We start from the raw sequence: 16,610 nt of genomic DNA, 5'->3' as shown, positions 1-16,610 counted from the left end.
CTGAGCCGCTCACACCCTGCCCCAGGTGTGCCGATCCCGCGCCATCGCGTGCAGGACCTCCACGTCGGCCGGCTTGAGTACGCCGCCCAGGCGGGCCAGGCCGGACAGTTCGGTGTCCGTCAGCACGCGGACCTCCCGCGGCGGGGCCGTGATCTCCAGGCGGGCTGGCTCCGTCACCGCCAGGACGGGGTGCACCTCGGCGGTGAGGGCGTACGACGCCCGGTCCGCGTCGGCGCGCACCCGGCGCAGCAGCGGGCGCGGCTCGCCACGGCCCACCGTCACCATCGGGTCGGCCACGAGGACCCGCTGTCTGCGGGCGTGGAGCGCGTGAACGACGAAGAGGCCGCCGGGGCCGATCACCAGGTGGTGGACGCGGTCCCCGCCGGGCAGGGGCACCGAGTGCAGGGTGCGCCAGCCCGCGCCCTCCAACCCGTCCAGCGCCTCCCCCACCGTCTGCTCGGCGGCGAGCGCCCGCCGCCGGGGGTCGGGGCGCAGCCGGTGCGCGGGCCCCGGGTCGCGGTCCAGGGCGATCAGCAGTGCCTCGCCGGGCCGGTTCGGCGCCAGGTCGTCGTCCGGATGGAGGGACAGCCGGGCCAGCTCGGCAGGCGTGGGGACGGGTGGCGGCCCCACGGCGACCGGGCCGGTCAGGAACGGCCGGAGCGCGTCCAGCACGTCCTGCCGCCGGTCCTCGCCGAGCAGGTTGACCCGGCCCGCCTCGCGGTCGTACCACGCCACGTTCCTGCCGTCGGCTCCGCATACGTACAAGCGTTCCTGGCCGTGTCGCCAGGTCGGTATGACGCGCAGTCCGTCCATGGACCATCACCCCATGACCATGGGAACAGGCGGGGTGCTCCAGGGGCAAGAACCCGGTTACCTTTGTGAGCAGTTGGGGAGTCGGTGGGAGGCGCCGTTGCGGACCCGCAGAATGCAACCCGAGGTTCCGGCTCCGGACGTCCCGTGGAGCGAGATCGTGCCCGGCCTGTGGATGGGCGGGCACGAGTTCGCGGGGCGGTCCGGGGAGCGGGAGCCGGCCGTCGTGAGCGACGAGTTCGATCTGGTGCTGACCCTGCTGCGACTGCCGGGGTACGGGCCGGACGAGGGGGTCGAGCACCATGTGTGGCCGATTCCGGACGGGCCGCTGGACGGGACGCAGATCGCGGGCGTGATGCGGCTCGCGCAGACGGCCGACGACGCCCTGGAGGACGGCCGCAGGGTCCTCGTCCGCTGTTACCACGGCTACAACCGTTCGGGGCTGGTCGTCGCCCAGGCGCTGATCCGGGCCGGTCACACCGCCGACGAGGCGATCGGGATGATCCGCGCCCGCCGGGGCCCCTGGGCGCTGCACAACGAGCTGTTCGTGGAGTATCTGCGGGCGGGTCTGGACACGGCCCGCCTCCTGGAGGAACTCGCGGAGTGACGCGGCCGGCAGTCGCGGCCCGCGATCGGCAGCCACCCACGGCCGTCGGTCGCGGCCCGCGATCGACAGCCCTCATCGGCAGCCGCCAGCCGCCCCACAAGCACCGGAACAGCCCGATTAACCCCCTATACCCGATTAACCCCCTATAACGGGACACGCCCGTCGCCCGCTTGCTACGTTCCGCACATGATCGAGCCCGGAACGCGAGGAATCTCGACGGCCAAGACGGCCGCGACGGCCGGGGCGCCCGGGGCGGCGGCGGACGCCCTCGCTCCCGCCGCCCCGCGTCCGCTCCGGCGCCGTGGCATCGAGTGCGCCCTCATCGTCCTCGCCGTCCTGCTCTCCGTGTACGGCTACTGCGCCGTCGGTCTCGCCGACCACGGCGCCGTGCCGCCCGGCACCGTGCGCTACGGCGCCGGGCTCGGTCTGCTCGCGCTGCTCGCGCACGGCGCGGTGCGCCTGCGGGCCCCGTACGCCGATCCGCTGCTGCTGCCCATCGCCGTTCTGCTCAACGGCGTGGGCCTGGTGCTGATCTACCGCCTCGATCTGGCGACGCCCGGCCACCGGGCCGCCCCCACCCAGCTGTACTGGTCGACGGTGGGCGTGGCCCTGTTCATCGCCGTCGTCCTGCTGCTGCCCCACCACCGGGTGCTCCAGCGCTACACCTACGTCTGCGTGGTCGCCGCACTGCTGCTGCTCATCCTGCCGATCTTCTTCCCGGCGGTGAACGGCGCCCGGATCTGGCTCAGGCTCGCCGGGTTCTCCATCCAGCCCGGGGAGTTCGCGAAGATCCTGCTGGCGGTGTTCTTCGCCGGGTATCTGGCCGCCAACCGCCATGCGCTGGCGTCGACGGGCCGCCGTGCGGGGCGGCTGCGGCTGCCCGCCGGGCGCGTCCTCGGCCCGGTCGTGGCGGTGTGGCTGCTGAGCGTCGGCGTGCTGGTCCTGGAGCGCGACCTCGGTACCTCGCTGCTGTTCTTCGGCCTGTTCGTGGTGCTGCTGTACGTCGCCACAGGCCGTACCGGCTGGATCGCCGCGGGTCTGGCGCTCGCGGCCCTCGGCGCGCTCACGGTCGGCCGGCTGGAACCGCATGTGCACGGCAGGGTCGCGGACTGGCTGCATCCCTTCGCGTCGATCGAGGCGGGGCAGGGCGCGGGCCAGCTCGCGCAGTCGCTGTTCGCGTTCGCCGCCGGCGGCGCGCTCGGCACCGGCCTCGGACTCGGCCACTCGGTCCTCATCGGTTTCGCCGTCAAGTCGGACTTCATCCTGGCCACGGCGGGCGAGGAACTGGGGCTCGCGGGCCTGTCCGCGCTCTTCCTGGTCTACGCACTGCTGGTGGAGCGCGGCTACCGGGCGGGCCTCGCGCTGCGCGACCCGTTCGGACGCCTGCTCGCCATCGGGCTCGCGTCGATCGTGGCGCTCCAGGTGTTCGTGATCGCGGGCGGGGTGACGGGGCTGATCCCGCTGACCGGCATGGCGATGCCCTTCCTGGCGCAGGGCGGCTCCTCGGTCGTGACCAACTGGATCATCGTGGCGCTGCTGATCCGGATCAGCGACTCGGCGCGCGGCCAGCACGACGGGACGGCGGTGCCGTGAGCCTTCCCCCGGACCTCGACTTCGCCCGGCCCGGAGGGACCGCCACCATCCGCCGGGCGGCGGCCCTGTGCGCGGTGCTGCTGGTCGCACTGCTGGTGAACGCGACCCGGGTGCAGATCTTCGAGTCCGAGCGGTACGGCGGCAACGCCGCCAACCACCGGCAGGCGATCGACCGCTACGGCCGGCCGCGCGGCGACATCGTGGTCGACGGACGGCCGGTGACCGGCTCCCGGGACACCGGCGGCATGTTCCGCTACGAGCGCACCTACACGGACGGCCCGCTGTACGCGCCGGTCACCGGCTTCGCCTCGCAACGGTACGGGACGACGCTGCTGGAGAACGCGCAGGACCCGGTGCTGGCGGGCACCGATCCGACGCTCTCGCTGTTCCCGCTGTGGAACGACCTCGTGCACAAGCGCCCGCCGGGCGGCCGGGTCGTCACCACCCTCAACGGGGCGGCGCAGCAGGCCGCCTTCCGGAACCTGGCCGGACGCACGGGCGCGGTGGCCGCGGTCGAGCCGTCGACGGGGCGGATCCTGGCGCTGGTCTCGACGCCGTCGTACGACCCCGGGGAGGTGTCGGGGGTTTCGGCGTCCGCCGCCCGGGCCTGGGCGCGGCTGAACGGGGACGCGGCGCAGCCCATGCTCAACCGGGCGATCCGGCAGACGTACCCGCCCGGCTCCACCTTCAAGGTGGTGACGGCCGCGGCGGCGCTGGACTCGGGGTTGGTGTGGGACCCCGACGACGCGACGCCGTCCCCGGACCCCTACCTCCTGCCGGGCACGACAACCCGGCTGAGCAATGAAACGAACGGCTGCGCGAACGCGTCGCTGCGGTACGCCTTCGAGTGGTCGTGCAACACGGTGTTCGCGAAGCTGGGCGTGGCGGTGGGGCTGCGGACGATGACGGCCACCGCGGAGGGCTTCGGCTTCAACGACCCCACGCTGCGGGTGCCGTTCGCGGTGGCGCCGAGCACGTTCGACCGGAAGCTGGACCAGGCGCAGCTCGCGATGTCCTCGATCGGGCAGTTCGACACGAGGGCGACGCCGTTGCAGATGGCGATGGTCGCTTCGGCGGTGGCGGGCGGGGGCTCGGTGAAGGCGCCGTACCTCGTGGAGAGGACGACGACGAGCCGCGGCGACACGGTCGGCACGGCCGGCCCGCACACCCGGTACCGGGCGATGACCCCGGCGACCGCGGCGCTGCTGCGGGAGATGATGACGGACGCGGTGCAGGAGGGGACGGGCCGCAGCGCGGCGATCCCTGGCGTCCTGGTGGGCGGCAAGACGGGCACGGCCCAGCACGGTGTCGGCAACTCCGGCAGGCCCTACGCCTGGTTCATCTCCTGGGCGCAGCCGGACGACGCGGCACAGCCGGCGGTGGCGGTCGCGGTGGTGGTGGAGGACGCGGCGGGCGAACGCGGGGAGATCAGCGGCGGCGGGGACGCGGCGCCGGTCGCGAGGGCCGTGATGGAGGCGGTGCTGGACTCCCGGCCGGGCCACGGGCCGAACTCGCGGCCGGGGTCAGGCCCGGACTCGCGCCCGAGGCCCGGGGCGGACTCGCGGCCGTCCCCCGGGCGCAACGCGCTGTCACCCAGCGCGCGTTGACCGGCGCCTGATTCCCGCCCGGCCTCGGGCCCCACCCCCGCGCCCCCGTGGTAGACGCTGTGTCAACAAGTCCGACTCAAGGGATTGACGTCCTTGCTGACACGCAGTCTCATAAGATGTGACCGCGGGTAACGGCGGCCCGTACGACGACGTGGTGGGGAACAGCGATGACGACCGTGACCGAAGCCGACGTGCTGCGCGACGCGCTCGGCCTGCTCAAGGACCGGGAACAGGTGGCCGAGCGGCTGCTCGCCTCCTCCGCCAAGCACTCCTTCGACCCGGACAGGGAACTGGACTGGGACGCGCCCTTCGAGGACGGCAAGTGGTTCTGGCCCCCGGAGCTGGTGTCGCTGTACGACACACCGCTGTGGAAGCGCATGGGCGAGGAGCAGCGGATCCTGCTCTCCCGGCACGAGGCCGCCGCGCTCGCCTCGCTCGGCATCTGGTTCGAGCTCATCCTGATGCAGCTGCTGGTGCGGCACATCTACGACAAGGCGGCCACGAGCGCGCATGTGCGCTACGCGCTGACCGAGATCGAGGACGAGTGCCGACACTCCAAGATGTTCGCCCGGCTGATCACACACGGCGACACGCCCTGGTACCCGGTCAGCCGGGTCCACCAGCGCCTGGGCCGCGTCTTCAAGACGATCTCGACGACCCCCGGGTCCTTCACGGCCACGCTCCTCGGCGAGGAGGTCCTGGACTGGATGCAGCGGCTGACCTTCCCCGACGACCGGGTGCAGCCCCTGATCCGCGGAGTCACGCGTATCCACGTCGTGGAGGAGGCCCGGCACGTCCGCTACGCGCGTGAGGAGCTGCGCCGCCAGATGCTGACCGCTCCGCGGTGGTCGCGGGAGTTCACCCGGATCACCTCCGGCGAGTTCGCCCGGGTGTTTTCGGTCGCCTTCGTGAACCCCGAGGTGTACCCGAACGTGGGGCTGGACCAGCGGGAGGCCCTGGCCCAGGTGAGGGCCAGCGGCCACCGCCGGGAGGTCATGCAGACGGGCGCGCAGCGGCTGACCGGCTTCCTCGACGACATCGGGGTGCTGCGCGGGGTCGGCCGGCGGCTGTGGAAGTCCTCGGGACTGCTGGCCTGAGCACGGCGTACGGGCGGGCGGCAACCGGACGGCCGCCCCACGCCGGGTCCCCCTTCCTCCGGCGTCCCGATTACGCTGCGGACATGACCTCCGAGGCTCCGACCCGCGCGTACCGCAGGCTCAGCGTCGAAGAGCGCCGGACCCAGCTCCTCGCCGCCGCGCTGTCCCTGTTCGCGCACCGCGCGCCCGAGGAGGTCTCGCTGGACGACGTGGCGGAGGCGGCGGGGGTCTCGCGCCCGCTCGTGTACCGCTACTTCCCGGGCGGCAAGCAGCAGCTCTACGAGGCCGCCCTGCGCTCCGCGGCCGAGGAGCTCCAGCAGTGCTTCGCCGAACCCCAGGAGGGCCCGCTCACCCGGCGCCTGGGCCGGGCCCTGGACCGCTACCTCGCCTTCGTCGGCCGGCACGACGCCGGGTTCAGCGCCCTGCTCCAGGGCGGCAGCGTGGTCGAGACGTCCCGCACCACCGCCATCGTGGACGGGGTGCGACGGGCCGCCGTCGAGCACATCCTCAGCCACGTCGGCGCCCAGAAGCCGGGACCGCGGCTGCGGATGACCGTGCGGATGTGGATCACCACGGTGGAGGCCGCCTCCCTGATCTGGCTCGACGAGGACAAGCAGCCGCCGGCCGACGAGCTGAGGGACTGGCTCGTGGAGCAGTTCGTGGCGTGCCTGGTGGCCGCCGCGGGGCGCGACGCCCAGACCGCCGCCGTGGTACGGGCCGCGCTGGCCCTGGAGAGCGCCGAGGGACCGGTCGGCGTCCTGGCCCGGCGGGTCCTGCCGGTGATCGGCGACGCGGGGCACCTGCTGTGACCCGGTACCGCGCGATGGACGCCACGGGTCACCTCGCCGTGCCACGTGACCCGGGCACCGCCCTGGTGCCACGTGACCCCGCCGCCGCCGTGCGGAGCACACTGGTGCCGTGAAGAGCCAAGACACCCCGTTCGTGGGCGGCCCCCTGGACGGGCGCGTCCTTCCGGTCCTGCTCGGCCTGACCGGCCACCCGCCGAAGACGTACCGCGTCCCGGTCCCGGACGCGGCCGGCGGCCCGCCCACCGTGCTCGTCTACCGTCGCGTCCCGGCGGGGTCTCCCGGCAGACTCGGACTCCACCCCGGCTGGAGGTACGCCTACGACCCCGAGGGGGACCGCGGCGGACGCCCGCGGTGGCCGTGGTCGAAACCGCGTTCGAGCCCAGGTGGCCCGGCGCACGGCGGACCGGACGCCACCGCCGGGTGACCTCGTTGGGCCGGTCGGACCACCGGGCGGGCGCCCGGCCGGCGCGCGCCCCATCCTGCCGGTGCGAGGGGGAAGGCCCCCCGCACCGGAGGTGAGGACATGGCACAGCGGATGCTCCGCCTGGTGTGCGTGGCGGCCGTGACCGCCGCGGCCCTGCTCGCCCCCGGGTCCGCGGCGGGCGCCCCGGACCCGGCCGCCGACTCCCGCCGGACGCCGGACCCCGGCCGTACGCTCTCCGAACTGCTGACGGACCTCCGGCAGGGGTACGGGCGGGCCGAGCAGGCGACCGCGACCTACAACGCCGTCGCCGAGCAGCTGAGGAAGCGGCAGGCCGAGGCCGCACGGCTGGACGCACAGCTCGCCCGCGCCCGGGTCGCCCTGGCGGACAGCCGTCGCGCGGCCGGCCTGCTGGCCCGGCAGCAGTACCGCAACAGCAGGGAGCTCTCCTCGTACGTACGTCTGCTGATGGCCCGGGATCCGCAGCACGCCCTCGACACGAGTCATGTGATCGCGCAGTTGGCCCGGGAGCGGGCGGAGCGGGTACGCGAGATGGCCGGCGCGGAGCAGCGCGCCGACGCGCTGGCCCGCGCGGCGCACAAGGCCCTCGACGGCCAGCGCGCCCTCACCGAGCGGCAGCGCAAGGAACGCGACGACGCCGAGCGGCGGCTGAACGACATCGAGCAACGGCTCGCCTCGCTGAGCCCCGACCAGCTCGCCGCCCTCGCCGACTACGAGCGCGGCCTGGCCGGGAGCGCGCAGCAGCGGTAGCCGCCGGGACGTGCCCTACCGGGGGCATCCGCTAGCCCGATCTGTCGATCTGCAAGCGTGTTGCCGCCCGATTGCGCCTGCGCTCCACCGCGCCCACGTCAAGCTCCCAGTCGGAATCGGGGAACCACCCACCAGACGGCCACGCAGCACGGGCCAGTGGCTCAAGGCGGGTCGAGGAGCCTCCGCAAACTCGCCGCGGTCGCCACGGCGGTGACGGTCGCGGTGGGGACCCCCGCGGTGGCGGTCGCCGTCGGCATGACCTCCAAGACAAGCGCGTCATACGTCACCGACCCCAAGTGCGACCACGGCAAGCACCGTTCGGGCCACGACAAGGACAAGTGCAAGAAGAGCCCCAAGCCCACGGTCACGGTGACCAAAACCGTGACAGCGACCGCGACCGTGACAGCGACCGCGACCGTGACGGCTACCGTGACCGCGACCGCGAGCGCGTGCGGCACCGGCGTCGACTCGACCAAGCCGAACGGTGCGGAGCAGTACCTCGCCGCACTCGTCGACGGGACGCCGTTCGCCGGCCGGCGCGTCACCAACACGAACCCGGACAACCCGAACATCGTCTCGGGCCCGGCCAATGCCGCCGGCTGGACCGACCTCAGCATGATCAGCGGCTTCCCGACGAACTCCCCGGTCTGCGGGGTCTCGGTCGACGCCCAGGGCAGTGACGCGTTCTACAAGATCATCACTCAGGGCGGTTCCGTCTACACCCTGCACTGCGCGGCCAACAGCAACACCCTGGTGTGTCCCGCCCCGGCCCAGGGGCAGCGTCCCGCGTCGACGTGGGTCGCGGTGGACCCCCAGCCTTGACCGACGCCACCCGTCCTCGGCGACCGCGAGCCCCCCTCGTGCGGGGCATCACCGAAAGGCACGATCACGAGCACGTATCGGACAGGACAACGGCCCCTGACCAACATCACTGGTCAGAGGCCTCGCCGAGCAGAGGTCGATCAGAGGCCGGTCAGGCCCCGGCGACCGACGCCAGGTACGCCTCCGCCTTCTCCGGCTCGTAGAAGAAGTTCTCGAAGTCGGACGGGTCGTCGAAGCCGTTGGCGAACCGGTCGGCCACCGGCTGGAGGGCGCCCGCCGCGCCGATCAGGTTCAGGACGTGCTCCGGCGGCACGCCCAGCATGGCGTTCGTCCACTTGGTGACGTACTGGGCCGTGTCGTCCCAATAGCGGTCGAAGGCCGTCTGCATCCATGCCTCGTCGAACTCCTTCTCGCCGTGTTCGAGGATCGAGGCGAGGTAGCTCGCGGCGCACTTGGACGCCGAGTTGGAGCCCTGGCCGGTGACCGGGTCGTTCGCCACGACCACGTCCGCCACGCCCAGGACCGCCCCGCCGCCGGGGAGGCGGCCGATCGGGTTGCGGACGGTGGGCGCGTAGCGGCCCGACAGGGTGCCGTTCGCGTCGGTCAGCTCGACCTTGGTGGTCCGCGCGTACTCCCAGGGCGTGAAGCGCTTCATCAGCTCCAGGGTCAGGGCGAGGTGCTCGGAGGGGTCCTTGACGCCCTTGAAGACGTCGAGCGGGCCGCCGGGGATGCCCTCCCAGAACAGGATGTCGGCGCGGCCGGAGGTGGTCAGGGTCGGCATGACGAAGAGTTCGCCGACGCCCGGCACCAGGTTGCAGCGCACCGCGTCGTAGTCCGGGTGCTCCGGGCGGGGACCCAGGCCGTGGACGTAGGCGACCGCGAGGGCGCGCTGCGGCTCGCTGTACGGGGAGCGGGAGGCGTCGCGGCCGAACATGGAGACCAGTTCGCCCTTGCCCGCCGACACCAGCACCAGGTCGTAGGCGCGGGAGAAGTAGTCGAGGTCGGAGACGGCCGCGCCGTGGATGACGAGCTGGCCGCCGCGCTGCGCGAACGTCTCCATCCAGCCGGCCATCTTCACGCGCTGGTCCACCGACTGCGCGAAACCGTTGAGCCGGCCCACCCAGTCGATGACCCTCTGCGACTCGGGACCCGCGACGGAGACACCGAGCCCCTGGATCTTCGGGGCCTGGGACTCCCAGAAGTTCAGCTGCAGATCACGCTCGTGCCGCAGCGCGGTGTCGAACATGCACTGCGTCGACATGACCCGGCCGGTGCGGATCTCGTCCGCGGTCCGGTTGGACATCAGGGTGACCTCGTACCCGTGCGACTGGAGGCCGAGGGCGAGCTGGAGTCCGGACTGACCGGCTCCGACGACGAGTATCTTCCGCATGCGGGTGCTGCTCCTATCGGGACTACTCGGGGGTGACGTCGAGCGCGTGGCCCACGAGGGCCAGAAGGGTCTCGATCACCGAGATCCGGCGCCGGGCGTCCATGATCATGACAGGTACGTGCGCGGGGATCGTGAGGGCCTCGCGCACATCCTCGGGCTCGAACCGCTCGCTGTCGTCGAAGTGGTTGACCGCGACCATGTAGGGCAGGCCGCTGCTCTCGAAGTAGTCGAGCGCCGGGAAGCAGTCCGCGAGCCTGCGCGTGTCCGCGAGCACCACCGCGCCGATCGCGCCGCGCACCAGGTCGTCCCACATGAACCAGAACCGCTGCTGGCCCGGCGTGCCGAAGAGGTAGAGCACCAGGTCGTCGTCGAGCGTGATGCGGCCGAAGTCCATCGCCACCGTGGTGGTGATCTTCTCCGGCGTGTCGGTGAGGTCGTCGGTCTCCCGGCTGGCCTCGGTCATCAGCGCCTCCGTCTGCAGGGGCGTGATCTCCGAGACGGTGGTCACCAGGGTGGTCTTGCCGGCGCCGAAGCCGCCCGCCACCACGATCTTCGTGGCGATCGGGGCGCGCGTGCGGTCCCTCTGCCAGGCCTGGAGGTGCTCCTGCTCGTCGAGGTCGACGTGGAGCGGGGTGACGCCCGGGGAGGCATCAGAGACGACGGAGTCCACTCAGCACCCTTTCCAGCAGAGCGCGGTCCGGCTGTCCAGGGCCGTGACCGGTTCCGTACACACGGATCTTTCCCTGGTCCGCGAGGTCACTGAGGAGCACGCGGACCACTCCGAGCGGCATCTTCAGCAGTGCCGCGATCTCGGCCACCGTACGCATGCGGCGGCAGAGTTCGACGATGGCCCGCATCTCGGGCATCACTCGGGTGGCCAGTGAACCATTGGTCAGTTCACGGCGTTCTTCGGGGGCCTCCAGAGCCGCCACGAAGGTCTCGACTAGCAGCACATGCCCGAAGCGAGTACGGCCGCCGGTGAGCGAATAGGGGCGTACGCGGGCGGGTTTGCGGTCACCGCCGCGCACGGGAAGTTTCTTCGGTCCGGTGCTCATCGGGCGCTCCCCGCCGACTCGGCCTCCAGGGACTTGCGTAGTTCGCTGCGGAGTTCGGGCGTCAGCACATGTCCGGCGCGGCCGACGAAGAGCGCCATGTGGTACGCCACCACGCTCATGTCGCAGTCCGCGGAGCCGTGCACGCCGAGCAGCGAGCCGTCGCTGATGGACATGACGAAGAGGCTGCCCTCGTCCATCGCGACCATGGTGTGCCGGACCCCGCCGAAGTCCATCAGCTTCGCGGCACCGACGGTGAGGCTGCCGATGCCGGAGACGACGGTGGCGAGGTCGGCGGACGACCCCCTGGGGCCGCCGGGTCTGTCCGCGTGGCCCGCGCGGGCCGCCGCGTTCCTGCCGGGGTCGGACGAGAGGAGCAGCAGGCCGTCGGAGGAGACCACCGCGACCGACAGCAGCCCCGGCACCTCCTCGACGAGGTTCGTCAGCAGCCAGTGCAGATTGCGGGCCTCACTGCTCAGTCCGAAGGTACTGGGCGCGGTCAACTGCTTGCCTCCTCGACTGTGCCCCCCGATGGGTCAACGTCCGGTGCGATACCGGGTGTTGCGCTCTGAGGGGGTGCTGTGGAGCGCTGCGCGGGCGCCCTGGTCTCCCCCGTCTGCTCGGCGATCTCCGCCTCGACGTGGCGGTAGCCCTCCGCGGCTCCGCGGTGGAACCCGCCGAGCCTACGGCGCAGCGCCGAGGCGTCCACACCGCCGGCGCGCGGGCGGGGCGCCGGGGCGGGCGCGGAGATCTTCGGGGTGCGCTTGGGCAGGCCCTTGGCGGTGAGCCGGGGGGCCTCGGGGTCCTCGGGTGCCGGAGCCGGCGCGGGCTCGCCCTCGTCGACGGTGCGTTCGTGGGTGTCGGGGCCGATGGCGTACGGGCCCGCCGCGGACCCGCCGGGGGCGGCGGGCGGCGCGGACGCGGGCTGCTCCGTCCGGGGCGACGGAAGCAGCAGCTCCATCGTGGTCTCGGGGCCGGGCAGATCGGCGGGGGGCTCCGGGGCCGGGAACGCGAACTCCCCGGCTGCGGCGGCGGGTTCCCGCGCGGGCCGGTCCTCGCGGACGGCCTCTTCGTTCCGTACGGCGCCCTCGTGGTGCACCGCACCTTCGTGATGCACCGCACGGTCGTCTCGTACGACGCCTTCGTCCCGTACGACGCCTTCATCGCCTACGACATCGGCGTCCCGTACGGCGGTGGCGTCCCGTACCGCGCTGTCGCCGGGGGCCCTGTCCTCGTCCCGCACGGTGTCCTGCGGAGCGTCCGCGTTCCAAGTGTTCCGGGCGTCTTGGGCGCCCTGGTCCTGCACGGCCTGTTCCGCCGCCGCGATCAGCGGGTCCTCGGTGCCCCGCGGTTCCTGGACGGTGATCCGGGTGCGCCCGCTGAGAACGTTCGAGTTGGCCTCGGCGTCGGCGCCGGGCAGGGCCACGGAGGCCGTGCCGCCCGCGGCCGGGCCCGTGCCCGTCGTGGGCACGGCGGCCGCCGGGGCCGCGGCGAGCAGGGTCCTGGGCAGGACGACGACCGACGCGATGCCGCCCTGTTTCTGTTCGCGCAGCTGGACGCGGATGCCGTGCCGGTGGGCGAGGCGGGCCACCACGTACAGGCCGAGTCCCAGGCCCTCGCCGTCCTCCTGGTCGTACGGTTCGGCCGGGTCGAAGTCGGCGAGCCGGGCGTTGAGCCGGCTCATCCGCTCGGCGGTCATACCGATGCCCTCGTCCTGGACGGAGAGCATCACCTCGCCGTTCTCCAGGAGCCAGCCGGAGATCTCGACGGCGACGTCCGGCGGCGAGAAGGAGGCGGCGTTCTCCAGCAGTTCGGCCACCAGGTGCGAGAGGTCGTCGGCGACGAAGCCCACGACATGCGCGTGCGGCGGCAGCGCGGCGATCCGGACGCGCTCGTAGCGCTCGATCTCGCTGACCGCGGCCCGCACCACGTCCACGAGCGGCACCGGTCCCGCGTGCTGCTGGACGTGCTCGGCACCGGCGAGGACCAGGAGGTTCTCGCTGTGGCGGCGCATCACCGTGGCGAGGTGGTCGAGCCGGAAGAGGGTGGCGAGCTGCTCGGGGTCCTGCTCGCGGTCCTCCAGGCCCTCGATGACGGACAACTGGCGCTCGACCAGGCCCAGGGTGCGCAGCGCGAGATTGACGAAGGTGGAGTGGATGCTGTGCCGGACCTGCTCCAGGTGCGTGGTGGCCTCGGCGAGTTCGGCGCGCATCGCGGCCCGCTCGTCGGCCATGGTCTGACGCTGGCCGACCAGGTGCTTGCGGTCGGCCTCCAGGGTCCCGAGGCGCTCCTGGAGGGCGGCGGCGTGCGCGTGCAGGGCGCTGGCGTGCGCGTGCAGGGCGTTGACGGAGCGGACGACCTGGGCGAACTCGTCGTTGCGTCCCGTGAACTTCACCGGCTCCTGGCCGGCCGGGTCGGCGGCCACCCGGGCCGAGCCGAGCCGCAGTACGGCCAGCGGGCGGGTGAGACTGCGGGCCATGGCCATGGCGATGCCCACGGCGACGAGCATCAGTGCGCCGAGGACGGCGATCCGGATCTCCAGCGCGGTGACGTCGTCGTCGCGCAGTTGCGCCAGGTCCTTGCTCCGGCTCCCGTAGAGCGCGGACTCGACTCCGCGCATCTGGTCGATCCGGGCGGACAGGGCCGCGTCGACCTTCTTGGCGCTGAGGCCGAGCTCGCTGTCGGAGAGGGTGGGCTGGTCGGTGAGGCCGGCCAGGTACTTCTCGGCGGAGGTGACCTCCGGGCCGGTGACCGTCGAGTCGTAGGAGGCCTTGGCGGTCTTCGTCGCGGTGTCGTGGAAGTCGGCGACGGCCGCGTCGGAGCGCACGGCGGCCTGCTGGGCCGCGGCGGTGAGCGCGTCGCGCTGTCGGGTCTCGGCGGTCGAGGAGCCGGTGGTGGTGGTGGTGGTGACCGGCAGTCCGGTGACCGGGCTGATGACGGTCTGGGTGGTGTGCGGGACGTTCAGGGCCGCGACGAGCAGTCCGCGGGCGGCGGCGGCCTGCTGCACGGCGCTGTCCAGCTCGGCGAGCGCGTAGGCGCCGGAGCCCGCGCGCGGCGGGATCTGCTGGGCGAGCCGGTCGGCGAGGGCGTGCAGCTCGGTGATGACGGTGGAGTACGCCTGGTGCGCTTCGAGAGCGCTGCTCTTCCCGACGAGCGCCGTTCTCCGTACGGAGCCCACGTCGTCGAGGTCCTTGCGCAGCGCGGCGGGGAGTCCCTGGTCGGCGCGCAGGTCCTCGATCTCCCGGTCGACGCGGGCGCTCTGCTGCTCGGCCGGCGTCTGCCCCTTGGGGCGTCCCGCGGCCACGTACGCGGTGACCGCGTCACGTTCGTCCGCCAGCGCATGGGCGAGGGTGAGGGCGTCCTGGGTCTGCTCGGCGAGCGTCACGAGGTTCTGGGAGTCGTTCAGCTGCCCGGAGGCGGCGATGACGCCCGGCGCTCCGGCACCCGCGATCGCGGCGGCGACCACCGCCACCGCGATGATCAGCCGATTGCGCACACGGGCGGTACGGCCGCTGCCCGTGGACCCGGCCGAGGCACCCCGTTCGGTGGCCGTCTGCTTGCCTGTGCGCCGAGGCCGCGTCTTCTGCACCGGTGCTCGCATTCCTGACTCGTGTACCCATGGCCGGGTGACGGCCCGTCAACTGGGACGTCGACCCGGTACGACGGCTTCCGACCCTTTCAGCGGCGGTGCGCAGAGGTCTCACTTCGCCTGAGCCGCCACCCGAAGGAGTGAACATCGACGGGGAGTTGGCGGGCAAGTTACCGCGGCCCGCGCGGGTGGCCCGCACGGCGGGCCGGTTGGACGTCGGCGGCACGCTTTGACAGTATTCGCCACCGCGCTTCACCAGAGTCGATCATTCCATGCCAAAACAGGCGCCCGACCTGGCGCGTCGCAGTGTTTCCGCAGCCGTTGCCAGCCCTTCATGGACCTTGTGAAGGGCTCGTGCAGACTGGCCGGATGCGCAGCGAACTGATTTCCGAGCCCGGCGACACGACCCGCCCCAACGAGGACTTCGCCGCACTCGCCGTTCCGGCCTCAGGACAGGGCGGAGCGCTGGTCGTACTGGACGGGGTGACTCCGCCGGAGGGCGACGACGGATGCCTTCATTCCGTCCACTGGTTCAGCGCGCGGCTCGGCGGAGCGCTGACCGAACTGTCCGTTTCCCGGCGGGATCTGACGCTGTCGGAGATCCTCGCACGGGCTGTCCGCCTTACCGCCGAGGCCCACGAGCTAACCTGTGACCTTTCTCACCCGCGCACCCCGCAGGCGACCGTGGTCCTCGGGCGCTGGTCCGAGGCCACGGTGGAGTATCTGGTCCTCTCGGACTCGGTACTGCTGGCCGAGGCCCCCGACGGCACGGTCACCGCCCTGCTGGACGACCGGCTCGCCCGCGTCCCGCGCGCCTCGCTGGCCTCGGACGCGATCGCGGACGCCACGGTCCGCAACAAGGAGGGCGGCTTCTTCACGGCGGCCGCCGACCCCTCGGTCGCGGCCCGCGCGGTGACGGGCGAGCTGCCGCGCGCGGCGGTGCGCACCCTCGTGGCCCTGACGGACGGCGCGACCCGCTGGACGGAGAAGTTCCACCAGGGCGACTGGACGGACCTGTTCACGCTCGTGCGCAAGGAGGGGGCGGCGGCGCTCGTGGAGCGCGTACGGGCCCTGGAGGACGCCGACCGGGAACGGCGGGCGCACCTGGGCCGCAGCAAGACGCACGACGACGCGACGGTGGTGTACGTGGGCCTGTGAGACGCGGGCCCGTGACGCGGGCCCGGAGCGGCCTACTTCTCGATGCCCCGGTTCAACTGGTTCAGCAGCCGGGCCAGCTCGGCGACCTCGCGCTGGTCCCAGTGGGCGAGCTGGCGCACATAGCGGGCGCGGCGGGCGTCGCGGACCTGGCCGACGCGGCTGCGGCCCTCCTCGGTGAGGTGGACCAGCCAGGCCCGGCCGTCGGCCGGGTCGGGCTCCCGGGCGACCAGGCCGAGGTCCTCCAGGGCGCGCAACTGGCGGGACATCGTGGCCTTGCCGACACCGATGTAGGCGGCGAGTTCCGTGGCGCGCTGCCGGCCGCCCTCGTCGAGCCGTACGAGAAGGCCGTAGGCGGCGCTCTCCAGATCCGGGTGGACCTCGCGGGCCATCTCGCCCTGGCTGGCGCGGGCGCGCCGCAGGAACACGGTCAGCTCGCGCTCCAGCGACAGGAACCCCTGGTCCGCGCGGCCGCCGGGTCCCGGGCCCCCGGCATCCGGCGCGTCGGCCGTGCCACCGGCGGCATGAACGTCACCGGCGGCGGGCACCCCGGCGCGGTCCGCGCCGATGCCGGACACGCCGGATCCGACCGGACGCCCCTCGCCGTTTGAGTCCTCGCGCACGTCAGTACCCCTGCCCCGGTCACCCGGTCCTGAAAGTTTCCGCCACACCTCGCCCTTGCCGCAGCTCCGCCAGTATTTCGCAGGCGTGGACCGACGGCCGCCTCCGGCCCCCTTCCCGGCCCGCGGTCTCCGTCCGCGGCGTGCCTGGTCACCCACCCGACCGGCATGCCTACGCCCATGAGCGCGACCGTGCCGGCAGACGCATGACGCCCTGCGGTCGGGGGGGGGGGCGCCGGGCGGGGCGCCCCGCCCGCGGGGGCGCCG

Annotated in this window: 16 protein-coding genes; 9 read left to right on the top strand and 7 right to left on the bottom strand. The window is 72.9% G+C overall.

Annotated elements, in window-relative coordinates; all coding sequences use genetic code 11:
• Nucleotides 1–9: 9 nt before the first annotated feature.
• A complete protein-coding gene (locus tag ACWD5Q_RS21420) occupies nucleotides 10–813 on the bottom strand; it encodes a nuclease-related domain-containing protein (protein ID WP_451428618.1) in 804 nt (267 codons plus the stop codon).
• Between the two features lie 97 nt (nucleotides 814–910).
• On the opposite strand from ACWD5Q_RS21420, the gene ACWD5Q_RS21415 reads away from it, so the two are divergent.
• The 8 genes from ACWD5Q_RS21415 (at nucleotide 911) to ACWD5Q_RS21380 (ending at nucleotide 8,537) form a co-directional block, all read left to right on the top strand.
• Entirely contained in the window at nucleotides 911–1,417 is a 507-nt protein-coding gene (locus tag ACWD5Q_RS21415; protein ID WP_451428617.1) for a protein-tyrosine phosphatase family protein, read from the top strand.
• A gap of 186 nt (nucleotides 1,418–1,603) precedes the next feature.
• Entirely contained in the window at nucleotides 1,604–3,010 is a 1,407-nt protein-coding gene (locus ACWD5Q_RS21410) for an FtsW/RodA/SpoVE family cell cycle protein (RefSeq protein ID WP_451428616.1), read from the top strand.
• Nucleotides 3,007–4,617, top strand: coding sequence for a penicillin-binding transpeptidase domain-containing protein (locus tag ACWD5Q_RS21405; protein WP_451428615.1), 1,611 nt, complete (start codon nucleotides 3,007–3,009; stop codon nucleotides 4,615–4,617). Before ACWD5Q_RS21410 ends, ACWD5Q_RS21405 begins: the two co-directional genes overlap by 4 nt.
• Nucleotides 4,618–4,784: 167 nt before the next feature.
• The gene (locus tag ACWD5Q_RS21400) at nucleotides 4,785–5,714 is read left to right on the top strand and encodes an AurF N-oxygenase family protein (RefSeq protein ID WP_451428614.1); all 930 of its coding nucleotides are present in this window, start codon (nucleotides 4,785–4,787) and stop codon (nucleotides 5,712–5,714) included.
• A gap of 83 nt (nucleotides 5,715–5,797) precedes the next feature.
• On the top strand, nucleotides 5,798–6,523 hold the full coding sequence (locus tag ACWD5Q_RS21395; RefSeq protein WP_451428613.1) for a TetR/AcrR family transcriptional regulator: 726 nt from the start codon (nucleotides 5,798–5,800) through the stop codon (nucleotides 6,521–6,523).
• Nucleotides 6,524–6,632: 109 nt separating this feature from the next.
• Complete coding sequence (locus ACWD5Q_RS21390) at nucleotides 6,633–6,947, top strand: hypothetical protein (protein WP_451428612.1); 315 nt, start codon at nucleotides 6,633–6,635, stop codon at nucleotides 6,945–6,947.
• A gap of 99 nt (nucleotides 6,948–7,046) precedes the next feature.
• The gene (locus ACWD5Q_RS21385; RefSeq protein ID WP_451428611.1) at nucleotides 7,047–7,715 is read left to right on the top strand and encodes a coiled-coil domain-containing protein; all 669 of its coding nucleotides are present in this window, start codon (nucleotides 7,047–7,049) and stop codon (nucleotides 7,713–7,715) included.
• 156 nt (nucleotides 7,716–7,871) lie between these two features.
• A complete protein-coding gene (locus ACWD5Q_RS21380) occupies nucleotides 7,872–8,537 on the top strand; it encodes a hypothetical protein (protein ID WP_451428610.1) in 666 nt (221 codons plus the stop codon).
• A gap of 151 nt (nucleotides 8,538–8,688) precedes the next feature.
• Here the strand turns inward: ACWD5Q_RS21380 and ACWD5Q_RS21375 are convergent, their stop codons facing one another.
• Genes ACWD5Q_RS21375 through ACWD5Q_RS21355 form a run of 5 tightly spaced genes read right to left on the bottom strand, consistent with a single transcriptional unit; the run spans nucleotide 8,689 to nucleotide 14,568 of the window.
• The gene (locus ACWD5Q_RS21375; protein ID WP_451428609.1) at nucleotides 8,689–9,927 is read right to left on the bottom strand and encodes a styrene monooxygenase/indole monooxygenase family protein; all 1,239 of its coding nucleotides are present in this window, start codon (nucleotides 9,925–9,927) and stop codon (nucleotides 8,689–8,691) included.
• 22 nt (nucleotides 9,928–9,949) lie between these two features.
• Nucleotides 9,950–10,597: a GTP-binding protein gene (locus tag ACWD5Q_RS21370; protein WP_451428608.1), complete on the bottom strand. Its 648-nt coding sequence runs from the start codon at nucleotides 10,595–10,597 to the stop codon at nucleotides 9,950–9,952.
• Nucleotides 10,578–10,982 carry a DUF742 domain-containing protein gene (locus tag ACWD5Q_RS21365; protein WP_451428607.1) on the bottom strand — a complete coding sequence of 135 codons (405 nt, stop codon included), beginning with the start codon at nucleotides 10,980–10,982 and terminating at the stop codon, nucleotides 10,578–10,580. The genes ACWD5Q_RS21370 and ACWD5Q_RS21365 overlap by 20 nt, the downstream gene beginning before the upstream one ends.
• Entirely contained in the window at nucleotides 10,979–11,482 is a 504-nt protein-coding gene (locus ACWD5Q_RS21360) for a roadblock/LC7 domain-containing protein (RefSeq protein WP_451428606.1), read from the bottom strand. Before ACWD5Q_RS21360 ends, ACWD5Q_RS21365 begins: the two co-directional genes overlap by 4 nt.
• Nucleotides 11,479–14,568: a sensor histidine kinase gene (locus ACWD5Q_RS21355; protein ID WP_451428605.1), complete on the bottom strand. Its 3,090-nt coding sequence runs from the start codon at nucleotides 14,566–14,568 to the stop codon at nucleotides 11,479–11,481. The genes ACWD5Q_RS21360 and ACWD5Q_RS21355 overlap by 4 nt, the downstream gene beginning before the upstream one ends.
• A gap of 369 nt (nucleotides 14,569–14,937) precedes the next feature.
• Between ACWD5Q_RS21355 and ACWD5Q_RS21350 the strand changes: the two genes are divergently transcribed.
• Nucleotides 14,938–15,726, top strand: coding sequence for a protein phosphatase 2C domain-containing protein (locus ACWD5Q_RS21350; protein ID WP_451428604.1), 789 nt, complete (start codon nucleotides 14,938–14,940; stop codon nucleotides 15,724–15,726).
• 32 nt (nucleotides 15,727–15,758) lie between these two features.
• On the opposite strand, the gene ACWD5Q_RS21345 is transcribed toward ACWD5Q_RS21350, so the two are convergent.
• On the bottom strand, nucleotides 15,759–16,271 hold the full coding sequence (locus ACWD5Q_RS21345; RefSeq protein WP_451428673.1) for a MarR family winged helix-turn-helix transcriptional regulator: 513 nt from the start codon (nucleotides 16,269–16,271) through the stop codon (nucleotides 15,759–15,761).
• Nucleotides 16,272–16,610 lie beyond the last annotated feature (339 nt).

The sequence above is a fragment of the Streptomyces sp. NPDC002513 genome, assembly GCF_053595355.1.
This window is presented reverse-complemented; position numbering and strand designations above follow the sequence as displayed.